Raw genomic sequence first — 20,003 nt, forward strand, 5'->3', positions numbered from 1 at the left:
TCTCCAGGTTGAAACGGTTTCAGTGAAAGCAGCGAAGATGCTTCGGTCCGAAAATGCTAGATCATTCCGGATGCATTCATTGGACACGCAGCGCTTCAGGGGCCTTTTGCCGCAGTTGGCAGATGCCGAGCATTCCGAGGTTGACCCCAGGTCGCTTTGATTGAAGAAAAGCGACCGGGCACTGGAGAAAATGATGGATTTCGAGAATTTCTTTAAGAACGAGCTGGACGGGCTGCATCAGGAAGGCCGCTACCGGGTTTTCGCAGACCTCGCCCGTCATCGCGGCAACTTCCCGAAGGCAGCGCGCCACACGGCTGCGGGCGTTCAGGAAGTCACCGTCTGGTGTTCGAACGACTATCTCGGCATGGGCCAGCATTCCATCGTCACCGAGGCGATGAAGCGCGCCATCGACGAATGCGGCGCCGGCGCCGGCGGCACCCGCAACATCTCCGGTACCAACCATTACCACGTCCTGCTTGAGCGCGAGCTCGCGGACCTGCACGGCAAGGAATCGGCGCTGCTGTTCACCTCGGGCTACGTGTCCAACTGGGCCGCACTCGGGACGCTCTGTTCGAAGATTCCTGGCGTCATCGTCTTCTCGGACGCCGGGAATCACGCTTCGATGATCGAGGGGATCCGTCACTCCAAGTGCGAACGCGTCATCTTCAAGCACAATTCGGTCGCTGACCTCGAAGCCAAGCTCGCCGCCGCCGATCCGCGCGCGCCGAAGATCATCGCGTTTGAGTCGGTTTATTCGATGGACGGCGACATCGCGCCGATCAAGGAATTCTGCGACCTCGCCGACAAGTACGGCGCCATGACCTATCTCGACGAAGTGCATGCCGTCGGCATGTACGGTCCGCGCGGTGGCGGTATTGCCGAGCGCGAAGGCCTGATGCATCGCCTGACGGTGATCGAAGGCACGCTCGGCAAGGCCTTCGGCGTCATGGGTGGCTATATCACCGGTTCTGCGGCGCTCTGCGACTTCATCCGCTCGTTTGCCTCCGGCTTCATCTTCACCACGGCGCTGCCGCCAACGCTTGCCGCCGGTGCGCTCGCCTCGATCCGCCACCTGAAGGAAAGCCAGGTCGAACGCTTCGCACACCAGGAGCGCGTCCGTCGTCTGCGTTCGCTGCTCGACCAGCGCGGCATTCCGCATATGCCGAACCCGAGCCATATCGTGCCGGTCATGGTTGGCGACGCTGCCAAGTGCAAGTGGATCTCCGACCTGCTGCTCGACAATTTCGGCGTCTATGTGCAGCCGATCAACTATCCGACGGTGCCCAAGAAGACCGAGCGCCTGCGCATCACCCCGACGCCGCTGCATTCGGATGCTGATATCGACCATCTCGTCAACGCGCTGCATTCACTGTGGTCGCGCTGTGCGCTCGCGCGCGCCGTCGCGTAAGCCCAAGCTTATCTTTCGGCGAATCTGCCCCTCTCCTCGGGTTTAACCCGAGGACTAACTCTCTCCCCGTGTGCGGGGAGAGAGGACGACGGCTTAACTCTGTATCCGTCCAATGCCGAGACGCCGTCTCGCCCAAATGCTGGGAAGCAGAAACCAAGAACGTTGGTGGTGGATCAGAGCGGGTGCTGCAGTGTCCCTTCGCCCCGCCTGCGGGCAGAAGGTGCCGGCAGGCGGATGAGGGGCGGGATGCCCGACCAGACCAGTTATTGAAGCAGCCCGGCCGCGAGATGCCGGGCTTTTTCGTCGGCGGCGAAGACATCGTCCATCGATGTAGCCGCCGGCAGGTCGGCGAGCTTGTCCATGACCTTTTCGACGATCTCGGCCATCGCGAGAAAGCCGGTTCGTCCGGCGATGAAGGCGTCGAGCGCCGTTTCCTTGGCGCCGTTGAGCACGGCCCCCTGCACGCCGCCCTCGACCATGGCGCGGCGCGCCAGGCTGATCGCCGGGAAGCGCACTTCGTCCGGCGCTTCGAAATCGAGGCGCGACAGCTTGGCGAAATCGAGCCGCTCGATCGGCAGGCTGCAGCGGCTCGGATAGGACAGCGCGTAGCCGATGGCGGTGCGCATGTCCGGGCAGCCAAGCTGCGCCAGCACTGAGCCATCGGTGTAGCCGACCATCGAGTGGATGACCGACTGCGGATGCACGATCACCTCGACTTGCTCCGGCTTGAGTGCAAAGAGGTGTTTCGCCTCGATCATCTCCAGCGCCTTGTTGAACATGGAGGCGCTGTCGATCGAGATCTTGAGGCCCATCGACCAGTTGGGATGGGCGCGGGCGACATCGGCGGTTACATGCCGCATCTCCTCGAGCGACTTGGTGCGGAAGGGGCCACCCGAAGCCGTCAGGATGATGCGCTCGACCGCGTGGCGCTGCTGTTCCTCGAGCACCTGGAAGATGGCGTTGTGTTCGCTGTCGACCGGCAGCAATCGGCCGCCGCCCGTCTTCACCGCGTCGATGAACAGGCTTCCGGCGGAAACCAGGCACTCCTTGTTGGCAAGCGCGATGTCGGCGCCGCGGCGGGCGGCTGCGAGCGTGGGAGCAAGACCGGCATTGCCGACGATCGCCGCCATCACCCAGTCGGCATCGCGTTCGGCTGCCTCGATCAGACCGCTTCGGCCGGCGGCGACGGCAATGCCGGTGCCGGCAAGGGCTGCCTTCAGGTTTTCGAATTGGTTTTCGTTGGCGGTGACGGCGAGTTCTGCGCCAACCTTCAAGGCCTGTTCTGCGAGCAGGGGGATGTTGCCGTTGCCGGTGACGGCGACGACGTCGAAGCGCTCGCGACCGCCAAGGCGCTCGATGACGTCGAGCGTGTTGGTGCCGATCGAACCGGTTGATCCGAGGATCGTCAGTCGGCGCTTCGCACTGTCGCGGGATGCCATGCCAATACCCATGTTCTTCTTTTCGGACGGGATGCCCGGCGCAGCCTGCGCTGCGGACACGTGATCTTCGCGAGATCGATCCGAGTTTTTTATGTTGTTTGCTAGGCTCTACAGGCGAATTCCGCCGGCAACAAGGGCGCGGTCTTCAATCCGTGTCGTCCACGGGCTAAGAATCGGACTGCTTTGAGTCGGAGCCCGAAGGAGTTCGCGATGCTGAAGATCATTACCGCCGTTTCCTGCGCCTGCGTGACCATCGAGATGGCCTCGATGCAGCCGGTTGCAGCCGAAAACGTTCCGCCGCAGCTCGTCGGTACCTGGCTTGCCGAAGATATCGGCGGCGGCGGCGTCATCGACGATCTGCAATCGACGCTGGAAATCCGCGAGGACGGCACTTACGGCGGCATGGCCGGCTGCAACCATTTCACCGGCACCTTCAGTCTGTCGGGCACGAAGATCACCTTCGGCCCGGCCGCATCGACACGCAAGATGTGCGTGCCGGCGGCGATGACCCAGGAACAGAAATTCCTGGAGGCGCTTGGCAGCGAACTCTCCTGGGCAGTCGAGGGATCGAAACTCGTGCTCAACAAGGCGGAGGGCAGGACCGCGATCAAACTGGCGTCGATGACGGTGGGTTCCGAAGGGATCGACGTGACGTTCCGTGCTCCGGGAGCCGGTGCGGTGGATCGGCGATCGGTGCGCTATGACTGCGGCGGCAAGCCCGTCGAAGCGGAGTACATCAATGCCGGCCCGGTTTCATTGGTGACTTTCACGATCGACGATACCTTCGTCGTCGCCGCCAATGTGGTTGCCGCTTCGGGCGCCAAATATGCCGGCGGCCAGTATATCTGGTGGACCAAGGGTGACGAAGCGACGCTTTTCGGCGCGACGAAGGGCGAACAGGACCAGGGCATCGCCTGCAAGCCTGCGCCTTGACGCGGAGGCTGCCCCGCAACTTCTCCAACCGCGCTTTCCAACCCGGCTAAAGAAGTTTCCGGGAGAATCGGAACTTTTACCCTCGCTCCATAGTTACAATCCCGGCGCTATCGCGCTGTCGTTGTGAAAAGGGAGTTGATCCATGGGGCTGCTTATCGGAATCCTGATTACGTTCCTTGTCATCGTGTTGGTGCTTTATCTCGTCCAGCGGCTGCCGCTCGACGCGCGCGCCAAACAGATCGTCCAGATCATCGTCATCATCATCGGCATCATCTCTCTGTTGAAATACTTGGCCGTCTTCTGACGCGCCTCGTTCCCAACCAATGTGAAAGCCGCCGGCTCCGATGTACCTGCGGTTTTTCTGCGCCGTCGGTCGATGCTGACGGAAGCTGACAGTCATTATGCCCAGGGTCGCGTTGTCGAAACGGGAGACCCGACCATGCTGTCACCAAACCTCATCCTGCTTTATGTCGAAGACCCGCTGGCGAGCGCACGCTTCTACACCGACCTGCTCGATCGCGAGCCCGCCGCCGCCTTTCCAAGCTATGTCGCCTTCGAACTGGAAAACGGCCTGACCTTCAGTCTCTGTTCCACGGCGGCGAAGGATTTCATGTCCTCCGGCACGGGCCATCGCTCGGAAATCGCCTTCATGGTGAAGGACGATGCCGAGGTCGAGCGGCTCTATACCGCTTGGCGGGAGCGGGGGTTTACGATCGAGCAGGAGCTGAAAACGGCCGTCTTCGGCCGCACCTTCGTCGCACTCGACCCGGATGGCCATCGCCTGCGCGTCTGCCGGCCGGATGATTGAAGTGCTGCGAACGCTGTGATTCCGGGCCGATTTTGCCTAAGCCTGCAGGTGGTTGATCCCTGTTCGGGAAAGCAGTGACGCGGCCCTTGCTCGAGTTGAACCAAGTATTGCCGGTACTGGCAAAGAATGGTTCTATGTCGATATGGGGGCTAATCGTCGTTTGGTTTCGATCATCGTTGCCGTGACTGTCTTGTTCGCGGCGATTGATGTTGTGTGGCTGCCGTTTTCAACAATCAGCCTTGATCCGCGAAACTTTGCTCACCTTGCGAAGGCGGCGTCGGCCGCTTTGGCTGCCTATCTGATCGGCAGGCTTGTTCTCTACCGCCTGCGCGATGAAAGTTCGTGGGCGGCCGGTGCGATGCGATGGGCTGCGGACCGCCTGATTGTGCTGGTCGCGGTTTCCACGATCTTTCTACCACTCGGCTTCGTCAGCGCCATCTTCATGTATTTGGCCTCGGCAACCCAGGTTCCCCTGGTCGATGGCAAATTGGCCGCACTCGACGCGGCGCTAGGCTTCGATTGGCGTTCGTTTCTGGCGACGACGAACGGGTCTCCGCCGGTCGCATGGGCATTGGTAATCGCCTATCACAGCCTGACGCCTCAGGTGATTGCGCTGTTTCTCTTGTACAGTGCGGCTTGGCGAGCGGACAAAGCCTTGGAGTTCGTCGCGCTGCTTGCGGTTTCCTCGGTGTTTACCGGCCTGTTGATGGCGATGTTTCCGGCCGCGGGCGCCTATGCCTATTTCGATCCGCCGCCCGAAACCTTCGACGCGTTTACGGCACAAGCCGGGATGTGGCACTACTCCGAACTGCTGAGGCTGAGGTCGGGGGACAATTTCAACCTGTTTGTTGCGAACGCGCAAGGCCTTGTGACTTTCCCCTCCTACCACACGGCCCTTGGAATCATGGTTGTCTATTCCCTGCGCAGCGTCCGCTGGGCCGCCGGCCCGATCGCTGTTTTGAACGCAGTGATGATCATCGGTACCCTGCCGGAAGGTGGACATCATTTGAGTGATGTGATCGCCGGCGCAATGGTCGCCGTGGTTTCAATCCTGGTGGTTCGAGCGGTCATGGGAATGGGACGGGAACGGTACCGGCCAGAGCAGGCTGCGACGACACTGTAGGCAATGGCCGAAACAAAAAAGGCCGGGGCAAAACCCGACCTTCCTCATCACCTTCGATCGACGCCAGTTCATCCGTGGTCATCAAGAAGGTGTGACTGTTCAATAGCTTCTGTTCGTGACAGGCAAATGACGACCTGACTTCCGTCCCGAAAGTCGGCGGCGTGGATCGCCGCCGACCGATGCTCTCAATCTGCCACTTCGACCAGAAGCTCGGTTTCTACCGGCAATCCCAGCGGAAGACTGGCGACGCCGAGGACGATACGGCCCGAGAGAAGCTCGGGACCGAAGACATCGGCCAGCAGGTCGGATGCGCCATCGGCGACCGCGGGGTGGTCGCGGAAATCGCCTGATGTTGCGATGTAGACGCCGAGCTTGGCGATGGCAGCGACCTTGTCGAGCGAACCGAGCTCAGCCTTGATTGCCGACAATGCACTCAGGGTAGCGATTTCCGCCGCGCGACGTCCCTCATCGACCGTTAATTCGACCCCAAGTCGGCCGACGACCTGCGGCTTGCGGTCGATGACCGGCAGCATGCCGCTCAGATAGAGCAGCTTGCCGATCCTGACCCCTTCGACATAGTTGCCGAACGGTGTCGGTGGAGGAGGCAGCGCGATGCCGAGTTCATTCAGCCGCTGTTCTGCGCCAGCGGCGGTCGCTTGCCCGCGGCTTACCATTTGCCCAAATGCGCGCCGCCGTCGACGTTCAGCACCTCCCCGGTGACGCGCGGCGCCCTGGTCAGGAACAGGACGGCATCCACGATCTCATCGACGCTGGAAATGCTGTGCATCGGCGAGAGCGTGTTGAGGAAATCCTTCGGGTTGTCCTTGTGGAGCGGGGTGTCGACGACGCCGGGGGCAACGACGTTGACGCGAATTCCGTCCCTTGCGTATTCCATGGCGATATTCTTCGAGATCGCATTGATGCCGCCCTTGGTCAGCATCGCGACCGAGGCGTTCATGCCCGCGATCGGGCGATCGGCCAGCGGCGTCGTGATGCTGACGATGCTGCCGCCTCTCTTCTGCGCCAGCATCTGCCTGACGACCAGTTGGGTCGTGTGGAGGAAGCCTTCGATATTCGTCGCGCTCAGCTGGCGGTAGTCCTCAGCGGTGTAGTCGACGAAGCGCTTGGTGAAGAAGATGCCGGCATTGTTGACGAGCGCGTCGATCGAGCCAAACCGGTCGATCGCGGTTTCGACCACGCGTTTCGCCGTGGCCGGATCGGCGATATCGCCGTCGACGCGGGCCAGCCGGTCCGATTCGACGATGTCCCGGGACTGGCTGACGCTTCGCGAGGTTGCGACGACACTGTAGCCCTGAGCGAGGAAGGCGTTTGTAAGGCCCGCGCCGATACCTTGGGACGCGCCGGTGATGATGGCGACCTTGTTGGTCATTTGATCTCTCCACGGTTGGATTGCGTTCGTGGGATCAATATGGTCGAGGTGCGATTGCACGATTAGATGAAATTATCTGGAATTACTTTTCCATCAGTGCAAAAATCGTTGCCATGGTCGATCTGAACGATATCGCGGTCTTCGCTGCCGTTGCGCAATTCGAGAGTTTCAGCCGGGCGGCGCGCGCGCTCGGCATGCCGGTTTCAACGGTTAGCCGCAAAGTGGCGGCCCTTGAGGAGCAACTGGGCGTCACTCTGTTGCAGCGGACGACGCGCAAACTGAACCTCACGCTTCAGGGGCGCGCTTACTACGCGGAGTGCAGCGAACCGCTGAAGCAGCTTCACGACGCGGAACGGGTCCTGAGCGAAGCGCAAAGAAAACCCGAAGGGCTTTTGCGCATCACAGTCCCCATGACTCTCGGGCAGCCGCCGTTCTTTGATTTCCTGTCTGGTTTCCTGAAGAAATACCCCGAGATCGAGGTCGACCTGCTGGTCACAAACATGTTCATGGATCTCGTTGCCGAAAACATCGACGTGGCGGTCCGATTTGGCGAATTGCGCGATTCGTCGCTCGTCGCACAGCGCATCGGCAGGAGCACCCACTTCCTCGTGGCTGCTCCCGAATACGTGCACGAACACGGCATGCCTTCCGTGCCGGAAGATCTGCGCGACCACCGTTGTGTGCTGGTCAATGCCCGGAGCAACGAAACCGAATGGCATCTCGTCAACGGGGACGAATCGATCAGGCTTCACGTGACCGGAGCCGTCTCGGTCCACGATATCCAGTCGGCCAGCGCCATCACCGAGCGCGGCCATGGCATCGGCCGGCTTCCGCCGATCTTCTGCGACAGCCTGCTTGGGAGCGGCAAGCTCGTGCGCGTGCTTCCCGGATGGTCGGCGCCGGATGTCTTTGTGCATGCGGTCTATCCGACGCGGCGGTTTTTGCCGTCGCGACTTCAGGTCTTCTTGCAGGCGTTGAGAGCCTGGCGGGGCCCGGCATGGCAGCCGCTTCGCTAGCCATCGACCTCTTCGAGCTTCTGCGCGAAAACGCTGAAGCCGGCGCGGCGATAGGTGTCCTGCGCCTTTGGGTGATCCCATTCGTCCGTGTGCAGCCAGATGCGGTTCGGTCCGCCGCTCCAGACAGCGCGCAGCGCGCTGTCGAGCAGGAACGGTCCGAGCTTCCTGCCGTACGCCTCGGGGACCAAGCCGAAATGGGTGAGCTCGATGTCGGGTGTCCCGACGCGGTCGAATTCGCAGAGCCCGACCGCTCGCTCGTCCACCCGCAGGATGTAGAGGCCAGTCGATTCGCTGCGAAGAAAACCGTCGAGATCGGCTGCGCTCATGCGCAGGCGCTGATCCCAGCGCAACGGATCGCCGACGGCGCGGTAGAGCGATAGGAACGTGGCGGCATCGGGCAACTCGGGCAGGACCCGCGCACCCTCGACCGGAGATGGAGGCGCTTCGCCCGCGCGTTGTCCACGCATTTCCATATAGGTCACGAGCAACTGAACCATGAGTGCACCAGTGTAATGCGTTTGGCTGGAATCTCACATTTTGGCCGGGGGCATAGAGCGCTGCGTAAACGCGAGTGGGGAACGGCCCGGGGAATGTGTCGGAGGGTTGGAATTCTATCTATTTGATTTTTATGGTGATCCCGGCGCGATTCGAACGCGCGACCCCCAGATTAGGAATCTGGTGCTCTATCCTGCTGAGCTACGGGACCACTTGGATAGCACCCATACAAAAGCAAGGCGTCTTAGCCAAGTGTTTTTGCGCGTGTGTCCGCGGAAATGCCGGCGCCGCCGAGCCTGGGTTATCTCGTCAGAGCGACGCATTGGCGCCATCTCCCGCGTGTTTAAATCGATTGCGAAACGGGGCTGGTCTTTCCGGTCGCTCGAATGCTAAGCAAGGCGGGCGTCGGCTTGAGGAGGCTGGCGTTCCCCGTGAGACCTTCATCAGAGACCTGATCCACATATGTTCATCGGAATAGATTGGGGCGGCACGAAAATGGAAGTCATCGCGCTCGGGCGCGATGGCGAAACGCGCGCCCGGCATCGCGTCGCGACCCCGACCAGCGGCTACGACGACTGCATTCGCGCCGTTCTCGATCTTGTCACTGCTGCCGAACAGACGGCGGGCGAAAAGGGCTCGATCGGCATCGGTATTCCCGGTAGCCCCAATCCGCGCACGGGCATCGTGCGCAATTCCAATGCGGTGCTGATCAACGGCAAGCCGCTCGGACGTGACCTGGAGGCGGCACTCGGCCGTGCGGTCAGGCTCGCCAACGACGCCAACTGCCTGGCGGTTTCGGAGGCGGTCGACGGTACGGGCAGGGACGCGCATGTGGTTTTCGGCGTCATCGTCGGCACAGGCCATGGCGGCGGTCTTGCGATCGACAAGAAGGTGCATGCCGGCTATCAGGGCGTTGCCGCCGAGATCGGCCACTATCCGCTGCCCTGGATGACGAAGGACGAGTATCCCGGGCATAAGTGCTGGTGCGGCAAACACGGCTGCCTCGACATGTATGCCTGCGGTACCGGCGTCGAGCTCGACTACCGGATCACAACAGGCGCGGAGCGCCGCGGCCGCGACATCATCGAGGCAAAGCGGGCGGGCGACCCGGTTGCAACGGGCGTCTACGAGCGCTTCGTCGACCGGCTGGCGCGCAGCCTGGCGCTGCTCACCAACATCGTCGACCCCGACGTTTTCGTGCTCGGCGGTGGCATGTCGAATGTCGACGAGATCTATGACGACGTGCCGCCGCGGGTGGTCAACTATCTCTTCGGCGACACGTTCGAAACCCCCATCCGCAAGGCCCTGCATGGCGACAGTTCCGGTGTGCGCGGTGCGGCCTGGCTCTGGAAGGACTGAACCCATGAATATCGACAAGGACTTGGGCCGCATCGCGCGGCAGGAACAGGAATTGCAGTTCGAGCGCTTCGACCTCGAAACGGCCTGGGAGCTCGGCGCGCTGCTGCGCAAGATGGCGGTCGAGCGCAAGCTCGGCGTCGTCATCGACATCACGCTGTTTTCGATGCCGGTGTTCTACGCCGCGCTCGAAGGGGCGACGCCCGACAATCCGAACTGGGTGCGCCGCAAGCGCAACACGGTCTTCCGGCTGTTCAAGAGCAGCTATGCCACGGGCCGCGAGCTCGCCAAGGCACAGACGAATCTGCAGGCAAAGCTCGGGCTTGCCGATGCTGATTACGCCGCGCATGGCGGCAGCTTCCCGATCGTCGTCAAAGGCACCGGCTGCATCGGTGCGGTCACGGTTTCCGGCCTGCCGCAGCGCGAGGACCACAACATGGTCGTCGAAGCGCTTTCGTCCTTGCTCGGCAAGGATCATGACGCGTTGAAGCTTGAGGGCTGAGTGTTGTCAGGCGATATTTTGTCTCAGTCCCAGGCTCTTTCGCAATGGCTCGCCGACAAGGCCCTGCCGCTATGGCGCGACAAGGGTGTCGATTCCCCAGGCGGCTTCGTCGAGACGATCGACATGGCGGGTGAACCGACGCGCGCCAACAGGCGCGCGCGCGTCCAGCCGCGGCAGGTCTATTGCTTTGCCGAAGCCGGCCGACGCGGCTGGTCCGGCGATTGGTGCGGCGCTGCCGAAGGCGGGCTTGCCTATTTCGATCGCGTCTTCAAGCAGCCGAGCGGCTTCTACGGCGCGCTCGCCGATGCGGATGGCAATTTGCTCGACGGATCCTTCGATCTCTACAACCAGGCCTTCGCGCTGCTCGCCTTCGCCTATCTCGCTGAGGTCGTGCCGGCACGGAAGGCCGAAATGATCGAACGCAGCAATGATCTTCGGTCTCGGATCGAGGCGCATGTCAAGCATCCGGTTGCGGGTTTCGAGGAAGACAATCCCCCACGGCTGCCGCTTTGCTCCAACCCGCACATGCATCTCTTCGAGGCGTGCCTCGCCAGCGAGGCGGTCGAGGGCTTCGATCAGGTCGCCTGGGCCAATCTCGCTGACGAGATTGCGGATCTGGCGATGGATCATTTCATCGACGCTGAGACCGGCGTCCTGCGTGAGTTCTTCGATCACGACTGGGCGCCGATTGCCGGCGACAAGGGCCGCATCGTCGAGCCCGGTCATCTCTTCGAATGGGCCTGGCTGCTGTTGCGCTGGGCGGAACGCCGCGGCAGCGCCGAGGCGATCGTGAAAGCGCGGCGGCTCTTCGATATCGGCGAGGCGCACGGCATCTGCGCGAACCGCAACGTTGCGATCATGACGCTTCTCGACGATCTCTCGGTGGCCGACCCGATCGCGCGGCTCTGGCCGCAGACCGAGTGGCTGAAGGCCGCGGTTCGTTTCGCGGCGCTGACCGGCGGCGCCGAGCGGGAGCGTTATCTCGCTTCGGCTGCGCGGGCGGCGGCAGCGCTTCAGACTTTCCTGGAGACCCCGGTCGCGGGTCTCTGGCGCGACAAGCAGAAGGCCGATGGCAGCTTCGTTGACGAGCCTGCACCGGCCAGCAGCTTCTATCACATCCTCTGCGCCATATACGAAACCGAGGATTGCCTGGCACGGCTTTGATTTGCCGTCCGGAGCAGGTCCTTTCATAATGGCCCGTCGCAATCGCGGCGGGCCATTTTCTTTGTCCAGATGGCCAAATGTGATCGCGCCATATGTTGACATAAAGATATCTTTATGTGATTGACTCGATTATTGTTTGTCGTTTTCAGAACGGGAGATTTCCCATGTCCGCCATCGGCGCCCTTTTCGGTGACGTTTCCTCCAAGCCGGACGGCTCCGAGATCAAAGAGGCGCTGCGTCGGGCGGCGAGTGAACGCATCCTGATCATGGACGGCGCGATGGGCACGGAGATCCAGCAGCTCGGCTTTATCGAGCAGCATTTCCGTGGTGACCGGTTCGGCGGCTGCGCGTGTCATCAGCAGGGCAACAACGATCTTCTGACGCTGACGCAGCCGAAGGCGATCGAGGACATTCACTACGCCTATGCGATCGCCGGCGCCGACATCCTCGAGACCAACACCTTCTCCTCGACCCGCATCGCCCAGGCCGACTATGGCATGGAGGACATGGTCTATGAGCTCAACCGCGACGGCGCCCGGCTGGCGCGCCGTGCCGCCAAGCGTGCCGAGGCCGAGGACGGCCGCCGGCGCTTCGTCGCCGGCGCGCTCGGACCGACCAACCGCACGGCGTCGATCTCGCCTGACGTCAACAATCCCGGTTATCGCGCCGTCACCTTCGACGACCTCAGGATCGCCTATGCCGAACAGATCCGCGGGCTGATCGACGGCGGCGCCGATATCATCCTGATCGAGACGATTTTCGATACGCTGAACGCCAAGGCCGCGATCTTCGCCACCAAGGAAGTCTTCGCCGAAAAGGGCATCGAGCTGCCTGTGATGATCTCAGGCACGATCACCGACCTTTCGGGCCGCACGCTTTCCGGCCAGACGCCGACCGCCTTCTGGCATTCCGTTCGCCATGCCGATCCGTTCACCATCGGGCTCAATTGCGCGCTCGGCGCCAATGCCATGCGCGCCCATATCGACGAGCTCTCGGGCGTTGCCGATACCCTTGTCTGCGCCTATCCGAATGCCGGTCTGCCGAACGAGTTCGGCCAGTATGACGAAACACCCGAGCAGATGGCCGCCCAAGTGGAAGCCTTCGCGCGCGATGGCCTCCTCAACATCGTCGGCGGCTGCTGCGGCTCGACGCCGGCTCATATCAGCGCGATTGCGAGAGCGGTTGCCAAGCATCCGCCGCGCGAGATCCCCAAGGTCGAACCGCTGATGCGGCTCTCCGGCCTGGAACCGTTCACGCTGACCGCGGACATTCCCTTCGTCAACGTCGGCGAGCGCACCAACGTCACCGGTTCGGCCAAGTTCCGCAAACTGATCACCGCCGGCGACTATTCGGCCGCACTCGATGTCGCGCGCGACCAGGTGGCGAACGGTGCCCAGATCATCGACATCAACATGGACGAGGGCCTGATCGATTCGAAGCAGGCGATGATCGAGTTCCTGAACCTCGTCGCCTCCGAGCCGGATATCGCCCGCGTGCCCGTGATGATCGACTCGTCGAAATGGGAAGTGATCGAGGCGGGCCTAAAATGCGTTCAGGGCAAGCCGCTGGTCAATTCCATTTCCATGAAGGAAGGCGAAGAGGCTTTCCTGCACCACGCGAAACTCTGCCGCGCCTATGGCGCCGCCGTCGTCATCATGGCCTTCGACGAGGTCGGTCAGGCCGATACCAAGGCGCGCAAGGTCGAGATCTGCAGCCGCGCCTACAAGCTCCTGACGGAAGAGGCCGGCTTCCCGCCCGAGGACATCATCTTCGACCCGAACATCTTTGCGGTGGCGACCGGCATCGAGGAGCACAACAATTACGGCGTCGACTTCATCGAGGCGACGCGCGAAATCATCGCCACGCTGCCGCATGTGCATATCTCCGGCGGTGTCTCCAACCTTTCCTTCTCCTTCCGCGGCAACGAGCCGGTGCGGGAGGCGATGCATGCCGTTTTCCTCTATCACGCCATCCAGGCGGGCATGGATATGGGCATCGTCAATGCCGGCCAGCTTGCCGTCTATGATGCGATCGATCCGGAGCTGCGCGAGGCCTGCGAGGACGTGGTGCTCAACCGCCGCGCCGATTCGACCGAGCGCATGCTTGAAATCGCCGAGCGTTATCGTGGTCAGGGTGGTTCACAGGGGCGCGAGAAGGATCTCTCCTGGCGGGAATGGTCGGTCGAAAAACGTCTTGAGCACGCGCTGGTCAACGGCATCACGGAGTATATTGAGGTCGACACCGAAGAGGCCCGGCTAACCGCCGCGCGGCCGCTGCACGTTATTGAGGGTCCGCTGATGGCCGGCATGAACGTCGTCGGCGACCTCTTCGGTTCCGGCAAGATGTTCCTGCCGCAGGTGGTGAAATCCGCACGCGTCATGAAGCAGGCGGTTGCCGTGCTGCTGCCGCACATGGAGGCGGAGAAGCTTGCCAATGGCGGCGAAGCGCGCGAAAGCGCCGGCAAGATCCTGATGGCGACGGTCAAGGGCGACGTGCACGACATCGGCAAGAACATCGTCGGCGTCGTGCTCGCCTGCAACAATTACGAGATCATCGATCTTGGCGTCATGGTGCCTTCGGCGAAGATCCTCGACGTGGCGCGCGAGCGGAAGGTCGATATCATCGGCCTTTCGGGGCTCATCACCCCGTCGCTCGACGAAATGGTGCATGTCGCCTCCGAACTCGAGCGCGAAGGCTTCGACATTCCGCTTTTGATCGGCGGCGCGACGACCAGCCGCGTCCATACGGCGGTCAAGATCAATCCGCGCTACGATCGTGGCCAGACTGTCTATGTCACCGATGCCAGCCGCGCCGTCGGCGTGGTTTCGAGCCTCCTGTCGCCGGAGGCACGGGGCAACTATATGGAGACCGTCCGGGCGGAATACCGCAAGGTTGCAGAGGCGCATGCCCGCAACGAAGCGGAAAAGCGACGGCTGCCTTTGTCGCAGGCGCGCGCCAACCAGCACAAGGTCGACTGGTCTGCCTATCAGGCGAAGGCGCCGTCCTTCCTCGGCACGCGGGTCTTCGAGAGCTGGGATCTGGCGGAACTCGCCCGCTACATCGACTGGACGCCGTTCTTCCAGACCTGGGAACTGAAGGGCGTTTATCCGAGGATCCTGGAGGACGAGGCGCAAGGTGCGGCCGCCCGGCAACTGTTCGACGACGCCCAGGCGATGCTTGCGCAGATCATCGAGGAGAAGTGGTTCGCGCCGAAGGCCGTGGTCGGCTTCTGGCCGGCCGGCACCGTCGGCGACGACATCCGGCTCTTCGCCGGCGAAGATCGGGCGTCTGAGCTTGCGACCTTCTTCACCCTGCGCCAGCAGCTGACGAAGCGCGACGGTCGCCCGAATGTGGCCCTTTCCGACTTCGTCGCCCCTGCCGACAGCGGCTCCAACGACTATGTCGGTGGTTTCGTCGTCACTGCCGGCATCGAGGAAGTGGCGATTGCCGAGCGCTTCGAGCGTGCCAACGACGACTACTCCTCGATCCTGGTCAAGGCGCTGGCCGACCGTTTTGCCGAGGCCTTTGCCGAGCGCATGCATGAATATGTGCGCAAGGAACTCTGGGGCTATGCGGCCGACGAGGTCTTCACGCCGCAGGATCTGATCGGCGAGCCCTACACCGGCATCCGTCCGGCGCCGGGCTATCCGGCGCAGCCCGACCATACGGAAAAGGCGACGCTCTTCCGGCTGCTCGATGCGGAGGCAGCGATCGGCGTCAGCCTGACGGAGAGCTATGCGATGTGGCCGGGTTCGTCGGTATCCGGCCTCTATATCGGCCACCCCGAGGCCTATTACTTCGGTGTCGCCAAGGTGGAGCGCGACCAGATCGAGGATTACGCGACACGCAAGCGCATGCCGGTGCGCGAGGTCGAGCGCTGGCTGTCGCCGATCCTCAACTACGTGCCGATGCCGGAGAGTGAGGCGGCCGAGTAACGACGCGAGATGGCATGATGGCGAGCCGATCCGGGCTCGTCATTGCCCGTGGCGGGCGCGGCTCGCTGCGACGGGACTAGCTCGGCAAATTGGCCAGGAAACTGGTGAGCGCGACGTTGAAGCGGTCCGGCCGCTGCAGCGGGGCGAAGTGGCTGACGCCGGGGAGCAGGATGAACTCGGCGCCGGGAATGCTGCACACCAGATAGTCCGCGTGCTCGCGCTTGATGAACTCGTCGTGCTCGCTCTGGACGATCGCGACCGGCACGCGGATCTTGCCGAGCTCTTCGGCCGTGTAGTTCGGCTCGGTCTTCTGCATCTCGCTGACGGCGTCGACGAAGGCGCCGAAATCATCCGGCGTTGCCGATAGCTGTCTGTAGTCGCTCGAATGGCGGCCGAAGCACCGGTCGAGCACCGGGCTCGGCTCGATTTCCTTGGTTCCGCTCGGGTCCATGTTACAGGCGAAGAAGAAGACGCCGGCGGCACGCTGCGGCGCCCTCGAGGCGAGGACGAGCGCAATGCAGGCGCCGTCGCTCCAGCCGGCAAAGGCTGCTTTTTGAAGCTCCAGCCGGTCCATGACGGCGAGCACGTCCAATGCCATCAGTTCGTAGGTGTAGGGCCTGGTGTCGCGGGTACTGCGGCCGTGGCCGCGGCTGTCGATCAGGATGACGCGGTGGCCGGCCCCAAGCAGTGCCGGGACCTGAAAGCCCCAGTTGCCGCTGTGGCCGAGGCCACCATGCAGCAGGATCACCGGGGTGCCCTGGCCATAGGCCGCGTACCAGATGCGCGCACCATCGCGCTCGACATGGCCCTCGACAGTTGCGGCCGGCAGGGGCGCTGCGCCATGTTCGGCAAATGCAGCAAGGTCGTCGTCCTGGAATTCCATGCACGCGGGCTCCGCTGCCTGATTCGCGACGCGGGAAGCTTAGTTCACCGGTTGCGGCTCGGGAAAGTGCCAGGAACCGTCGAGAATCTCCTTCCGGGGCCGGTAGAGCCGCACGGTATAGTTCCAGCCGTCGACCACAGGCAGGCAGTTGGGGATCTTGCCGTCGCAGCCGCCGAACTGGATCGAGACGCTGCCATCGTCGCCCTTCTTTGCGGTGATGTTGTTGATGGTATAGGCATCATACCGGTTCTTCTCGTAGAAGCCTTGCGCGTCGTAGACGCTGACCGACCAGAAGGCATCGACCGGCACATCCTTGACGTTAAGCTTGTAGATCGTCTTGCCGTCGTTCTCGGCCGGGGTAATGTTCAGATAGGTCGCGTCCTTGTCGGGATTGCCGCCCCAGCCGGTCGCGGTGCCGATCAGATGGCGGATCGGATCGACTTCGTCCTTGGTGCCGAAGGCCCTCTTGAAGTCCGGCATGGTGGCGCCGAGCGCAAGCAGCGCTTCGCGCACTTTCTTCTGGCTCGCCGGATCCCAGGCCGGGATCTCGAACTTGCCTTCCTTCTGCTGGCTGGCCTTGATCGCGTCCTGCAGGGTGTGAACCTCGGCGATGTCCTTCGGGTCGGCCGGATCGACGAGCGTGCGGATGCCGACGACGACGTAGCGCGTGCCGACCTTTTCCTTCGTCAGCGTCGTCTCGCCGGCGCCGTAGACGACCTCGGGCACGTAGTGATCCTCGTTGATCACCTGCAGCGACATGAAGCGTTTTCCCGCGTCCGGCATGGTGATGGTAACCGGCCCGGCATCGAGATCGAACACGGCCGACGAATAGAGCGTGTCGCGGTTGAGGCGAATGACGGTCTGGTTGTCGATCGAAGCGGGCTCGCGCCGGTGCAGGAATTTGCCGAAGGCGCCGTCCTTGACCATGCTGGCCGCATACATGTCGCTCTCGGCGCGGACGAAGTTGTCGACGCCGACCGTGACGGGGTCGGCGGCGGTTGATTGTGTGGCGACGGCCATCACCAGTGCGCCGGCCATGAAGAGCGAACGACAATACATCATGCTCGGATCCTTCTCAGTCAGTTGCCGCGCTGCATCGGCGGTGCTCGCTTCGTCACCTAGCGTGGCAAACTCCATCCGATGGTCGCCCAAAATCGTGCCAGTTCGACGGGGAACCGCAAGTACGTAACGGTTACGACGCACGCGGGGCGCCATCGCCGGACCGCGCCGATGGCGCCGTCTGCCAAGCTGCGGTAACATCTGTGTTGGAGTACATCGTACGTTGAGAGCTCGTCGATGGAGCGCCGTCTCGCTGCCGTCCTGATCGCGGATGTCGTCGGTTACAGCCGCCTGAGTCGGCTGGACGAGGAAGGGACGCGCCTGCGATTCCAGTCGGACCTTTCCAACATCCTGGAGCCGTTTTTTATCGAGCATCACGGGCGTCTGGTGAAGACGATGGGCGACGGGCTGCTCGTCGAGTTCCGCAGCGTTGTCGATGCGACGCAGTGCGCAATCGAAATCCAGAGGCGCAAGGCGGCAGAAGCCGACAAGGGGCCAGGTGGCGAGAGGCTGGATTTCCGCATCGGTATCAATCTCGGCGATATCATCGTCGAGGGCGACGACATCCATGGCGATGGCGTCAATATCGCCGACCGGGTGCAGGGATTGGCCGAGCCTGGCGGCATTGCGATATCCGGCACGGCCTATGACCAGGTCAGCTCGAAGCTTAAGGCCGGTTTCGTGTCGCTCGGGCAGCAGCCGGTCAAGGGGCTCGGCGATCCGACACGGGTCTACCGCGTGCTCCTGGACCCGGAAGCCGCGGGCAGGACGGTTGTTGAGAAAAACCGGCGAAAGACTGTCTGGGTAAAGGGGCTGGTGGCCGGGCTTGCGGCGATCGCAATTTCAGCCGCGCTCGCCTGGTGGCAGCCGTGGACATGGATCGGGCAGGACGGCCCGGCGCAGCGTTTCGCCTATCCCCTGCCGGACCAGCCTTCCGTCGCGGTGCTGCCCTTCATCAATGTCAGCGGCGACAGCGACCACGACCACTTGGCCGAGGGACTGACCGACGATCTCATCACCGAATTGTCCAAAGTGTCCGGCCTCTTCGTCATCGCCCGGCACTCGGTGTTTGCGCTCAAAGGGAGCGCCACCAAGATCCAGGACGTGGCGGCCGAACTCGGCGTGCATTATGTGCTGGAGGGCACGCTGCAGCGGGCCGACCAGCGGCTGCGCATCAACGTCAAGCTCTTCGACGCGGTGAGCGGGTTGTCGCTCTGGGCGGAGCGCTACGACCGCCAATATGCCGATCTCTTCGCCGTTCAGGATGACGTCATCGGCAAGATCATTGCCGCGCTTGAGGTCAAGCTCAGCGAGGGCGAGCGCGACCGGTTGGCACGGATCCCCACCGATAATCTCGAAGCCTATGACAACTACATGCGCGCCGAGCAGCAGGGCCTTATCTGGCGCGATGTCGAGACCAATCGTCAGACACTCGCCTTTTACCAGCGGGCGATCGATCTCGATCCCGATTTCGCCGATGCTCATGCCGGCATAGCCCGCATCGCGGTCGACGTCTGGCGCAACGACTACAACTATCTCTGGTCGGCGGCGGTGGCGCGCAAGATCGCCTATGATGCGGCCGGGCAGGCGCTGAAACTCGACGCCAACAATGCGCGCGCCCATACGGTGCTGGCGTTGCTGCAGCTCGTCGATGGACGCGCTTCGGAGGCAAAGGAATCGGCGCTCAGGGCCGTCTCCATGCAGCCCAACGATGCCGAGGCGCTCGCCAATCTGGCGCTGGTCCTTGCCCAGACCGGGGAGCACGAGCAGGCCTTAGACGATATCGAACGGGCACTCAGGCTCGATCCGTCGCCCTCATCGAGCCTGCAGCTTCTGGCGGGCATCGTCTACTACACCACGCGCCGACTCGAAAAGGCGATCCCATTGATCGAAGCGGCGCGCGAGACGCTGCCGAAGGCGGAAGCCGTGAAGGAGTATCTCGCCTCGGCCTATGCCCAGCGCGGCGATCAGCAGAGCGCAGCGGCAGTAGCCGCGGAACTGCTAAAACTCTTTCCGGACACCAACCTGACCTATTATAGCTATCTCTATGACTACTGGCGCGAAGAGGACCTCTATCGTCACCTTTTCGGCCTGCGTGTCGCTGGCATTCCGGAATGGCCCTTCGGCTTTGTTGGCGCTGCCAGCGACCGGCTTGGCCCGGCGGAACTCAAGCAACTGACCGATGACAAGACCTGGGTTGGCGTGCACAAGAACGGCACGAGCTTCGCGCAGTTCTTCGACAAGGACGGTAACACCGCCTACCGCACCAGCAATACGAACATCACCGGCCGCATCGAGGTGAAGGGCAACCAGCTCTGCGAGAAGCATGACGGATATTTCCTCGACCGCATGGTTTGCGGCTACGTCTACCGCAACACGGCAAAGGGCGAGCGCACGGCGGACTACATCAACGTCACGCCGCAGGCGCTGAAGTTCTTCTCGATCGAGCGGTGACGGCAGTCACCCGGCATCGAAGGCACTCCGATTCACTC

At 62.6% G+C, this 20,003-nt stretch carries 17 protein-coding genes and 1 tRNA gene; 11 read left to right on the forward strand and 7 right to left on the reverse strand.

Annotated elements, in window-relative coordinates; genetic code table 11:
• The first annotated feature begins 193 nt into the window (after positions 1 to 193).
• Positions 194 to 1,408, forward strand: coding sequence for a 5-aminolevulinate synthase (gene hemA, locus ACTJKM_RS14140; protein ID WP_057255058.1), 1,215 nt, complete (start codon positions 194 to 196; stop codon positions 1,406 to 1,408).
• Between the two features lie 263 nt (positions 1,409 to 1,671).
• On the opposite strand, the gene dxr is transcribed toward hemA, so the two are convergent.
• Positions 1,672 to 2,847 (reverse strand): 1-deoxy-D-xylulose-5-phosphate reductoisomerase, encoded by a 1,176-nt coding sequence (dxr, locus tag ACTJKM_RS14145; RefSeq protein ID WP_440660546.1) that lies wholly within the window; start codon positions 2,845 to 2,847, stop codon positions 1,672 to 1,674.
• 210 nt (positions 2,848 to 3,057) lie between these two features.
• On the opposite strand from dxr, the gene ACTJKM_RS14150 reads away from it, so the two are divergent.
• The 4 genes from ACTJKM_RS14150 to ACTJKM_RS14165 all read left to right on the forward strand — a co-directional run bounded on the left by ACTJKM_RS14150 (position 3,058) and on the right by ACTJKM_RS14165 (position 5,711).
• The gene (locus ACTJKM_RS14150; RefSeq protein ID WP_440660530.1) at positions 3,058 to 3,780 is read left to right on the forward strand and encodes an META domain-containing protein; all 723 of its coding nucleotides are present in this window, start codon (positions 3,058 to 3,060) and stop codon (positions 3,778 to 3,780) included.
• Between the two features lie 142 nt (positions 3,781 to 3,922).
• Positions 3,923 to 4,084: a Thivi_2564 family membrane protein gene (locus ACTJKM_RS14155; protein ID WP_089044368.1), complete on the forward strand. Its 162-nt coding sequence runs from the start codon at positions 3,923 to 3,925 to the stop codon at positions 4,082 to 4,084.
• Positions 4,085 to 4,219: 135 nt separating this feature from the next.
• Complete coding sequence (locus ACTJKM_RS14160; protein ID WP_440660531.1) at positions 4,220 to 4,588, forward strand: VOC family protein; 369 nt, start codon at positions 4,220 to 4,222, stop codon at positions 4,586 to 4,588.
• A gap of 160 nt (positions 4,589 to 4,748) precedes the next feature.
• Positions 4,749 to 5,711, forward strand: coding sequence for a phosphatase PAP2 family protein (locus tag ACTJKM_RS14165; RefSeq protein ID WP_440660533.1), 963 nt, complete (start codon positions 4,749 to 4,751; stop codon positions 5,709 to 5,711).
• Between the two features lie 185 nt (positions 5,712 to 5,896).
• Here the strand turns inward: ACTJKM_RS14165 and ACTJKM_RS14170 are convergent, their stop codons facing one another.
• Entirely contained in the window at positions 5,897 to 6,385 is a 489-nt protein-coding gene (locus ACTJKM_RS14170) for a RidA family protein (RefSeq protein ID WP_058321768.1), read from the reverse strand.
• Entirely contained in the window at positions 6,379 to 7,101 is a 723-nt protein-coding gene (locus ACTJKM_RS14175; RefSeq protein WP_058321769.1) for an SDR family NAD(P)-dependent oxidoreductase, read from the reverse strand. The genes ACTJKM_RS14170 and ACTJKM_RS14175 overlap by 7 nt, the downstream gene beginning before the upstream one ends.
• 113 nt (positions 7,102 to 7,214) lie before the next feature.
• Between ACTJKM_RS14175 and ACTJKM_RS14180 the strand changes: the two genes are divergently transcribed.
• The gene (locus ACTJKM_RS14180) at positions 7,215 to 8,117 is read left to right on the forward strand and encodes a LysR family transcriptional regulator (protein ID WP_058325669.1); all 903 of its coding nucleotides are present in this window, start codon (positions 7,215 to 7,217) and stop codon (positions 8,115 to 8,117) included.
• On the opposite strand, the gene ACTJKM_RS14185 is transcribed toward ACTJKM_RS14180, so the two are convergent.
• Together ACTJKM_RS14185 and ACTJKM_RS14190 are read right to left on the reverse strand one after the other, a co-directional pair.
• The gene (locus ACTJKM_RS14185; protein ID WP_057255064.1) at positions 8,114 to 8,614 is read right to left on the reverse strand and encodes a GNAT family N-acetyltransferase; all 501 of its coding nucleotides are present in this window, start codon (positions 8,612 to 8,614) and stop codon (positions 8,114 to 8,116) included. The two genes, ACTJKM_RS14180 and ACTJKM_RS14185, sit on opposite strands and share 4 nt — an antisense overlap.
• Positions 8,615 to 8,746: 132 nt before the next feature.
• Positions 8,747 to 8,823 (reverse strand) — tRNA-Arg (locus ACTJKM_RS14190).
• Between the two features lie 251 nt (positions 8,824 to 9,074).
• On the opposite strand from ACTJKM_RS14190, the gene ACTJKM_RS14195 reads away from it, so the two are divergent.
• The 4 genes from ACTJKM_RS14195 (at position 9,075) to metH (ending at position 15,569) form a co-directional block, all read left to right on the forward strand.
• The gene (locus ACTJKM_RS14195; protein WP_440660534.1) at positions 9,075 to 9,971 is read left to right on the forward strand and encodes an ROK family protein; all 897 of its coding nucleotides are present in this window, start codon (positions 9,075 to 9,077) and stop codon (positions 9,969 to 9,971) included.
• A 4-nt stretch (positions 9,972 to 9,975) separates the two neighbouring features.
• Positions 9,976 to 10,470: a heme-degrading domain-containing protein gene (locus tag ACTJKM_RS14200; RefSeq protein ID WP_057255066.1), complete on the forward strand. Its 495-nt coding sequence runs from the start codon at positions 9,976 to 9,978 to the stop codon at positions 10,468 to 10,470.
• A 15-nt stretch (positions 10,471 to 10,485) separates the two neighbouring features.
• Positions 10,486 to 11,634 (forward strand): AGE family epimerase/isomerase, encoded by a 1,149-nt coding sequence (locus tag ACTJKM_RS14205; protein WP_373419845.1) that lies wholly within the window; start codon positions 10,486 to 10,488, stop codon positions 11,632 to 11,634.
• A 164-nt stretch (positions 11,635 to 11,798) separates the two neighbouring features.
• Entirely contained in the window at positions 11,799 to 15,569 is a 3,771-nt protein-coding gene (gene metH, locus ACTJKM_RS14210; RefSeq protein ID WP_058325626.1) for a methionine synthase, read from the forward strand.
• Positions 15,570 to 15,645: 76 nt separating this feature from the next.
• Here the strand turns inward: metH and ACTJKM_RS14215 are convergent, their stop codons facing one another.
• A complete protein-coding gene (locus ACTJKM_RS14215) occupies positions 15,646 to 16,452 on the reverse strand; it encodes an alpha/beta fold hydrolase (protein WP_440660536.1) in 807 nt (268 codons plus the stop codon).
• 39 nt (positions 16,453 to 16,491) lie between these two features.
• Positions 16,492 to 17,490 (reverse strand): DUF1254 domain-containing protein, encoded by a 999-nt coding sequence (locus ACTJKM_RS14220; RefSeq protein WP_440660547.1) that lies wholly within the window; start codon positions 17,488 to 17,490, stop codon positions 16,492 to 16,494.
• Between the two features lie 258 nt (positions 17,491 to 17,748).
• Between ACTJKM_RS14220 and ACTJKM_RS14225 the strand changes: the two genes are divergently transcribed.
• The gene (locus ACTJKM_RS14225) at positions 17,749 to 19,965 is read left to right on the forward strand and encodes a tetratricopeptide repeat protein (RefSeq protein ID WP_440660538.1); all 2,217 of its coding nucleotides are present in this window, start codon (positions 17,749 to 17,751) and stop codon (positions 19,963 to 19,965) included.
• The last annotated feature ends 38 nt before the right edge of the window (positions 19,966 to 20,003 follow it).

Source organism: Ensifer sp. 22460 (assembly GCF_052044935.1).
Taxonomy (GTDB): Bacteria; Pseudomonadota; Alphaproteobacteria; order Rhizobiales; family Rhizobiaceae; genus Ensifer.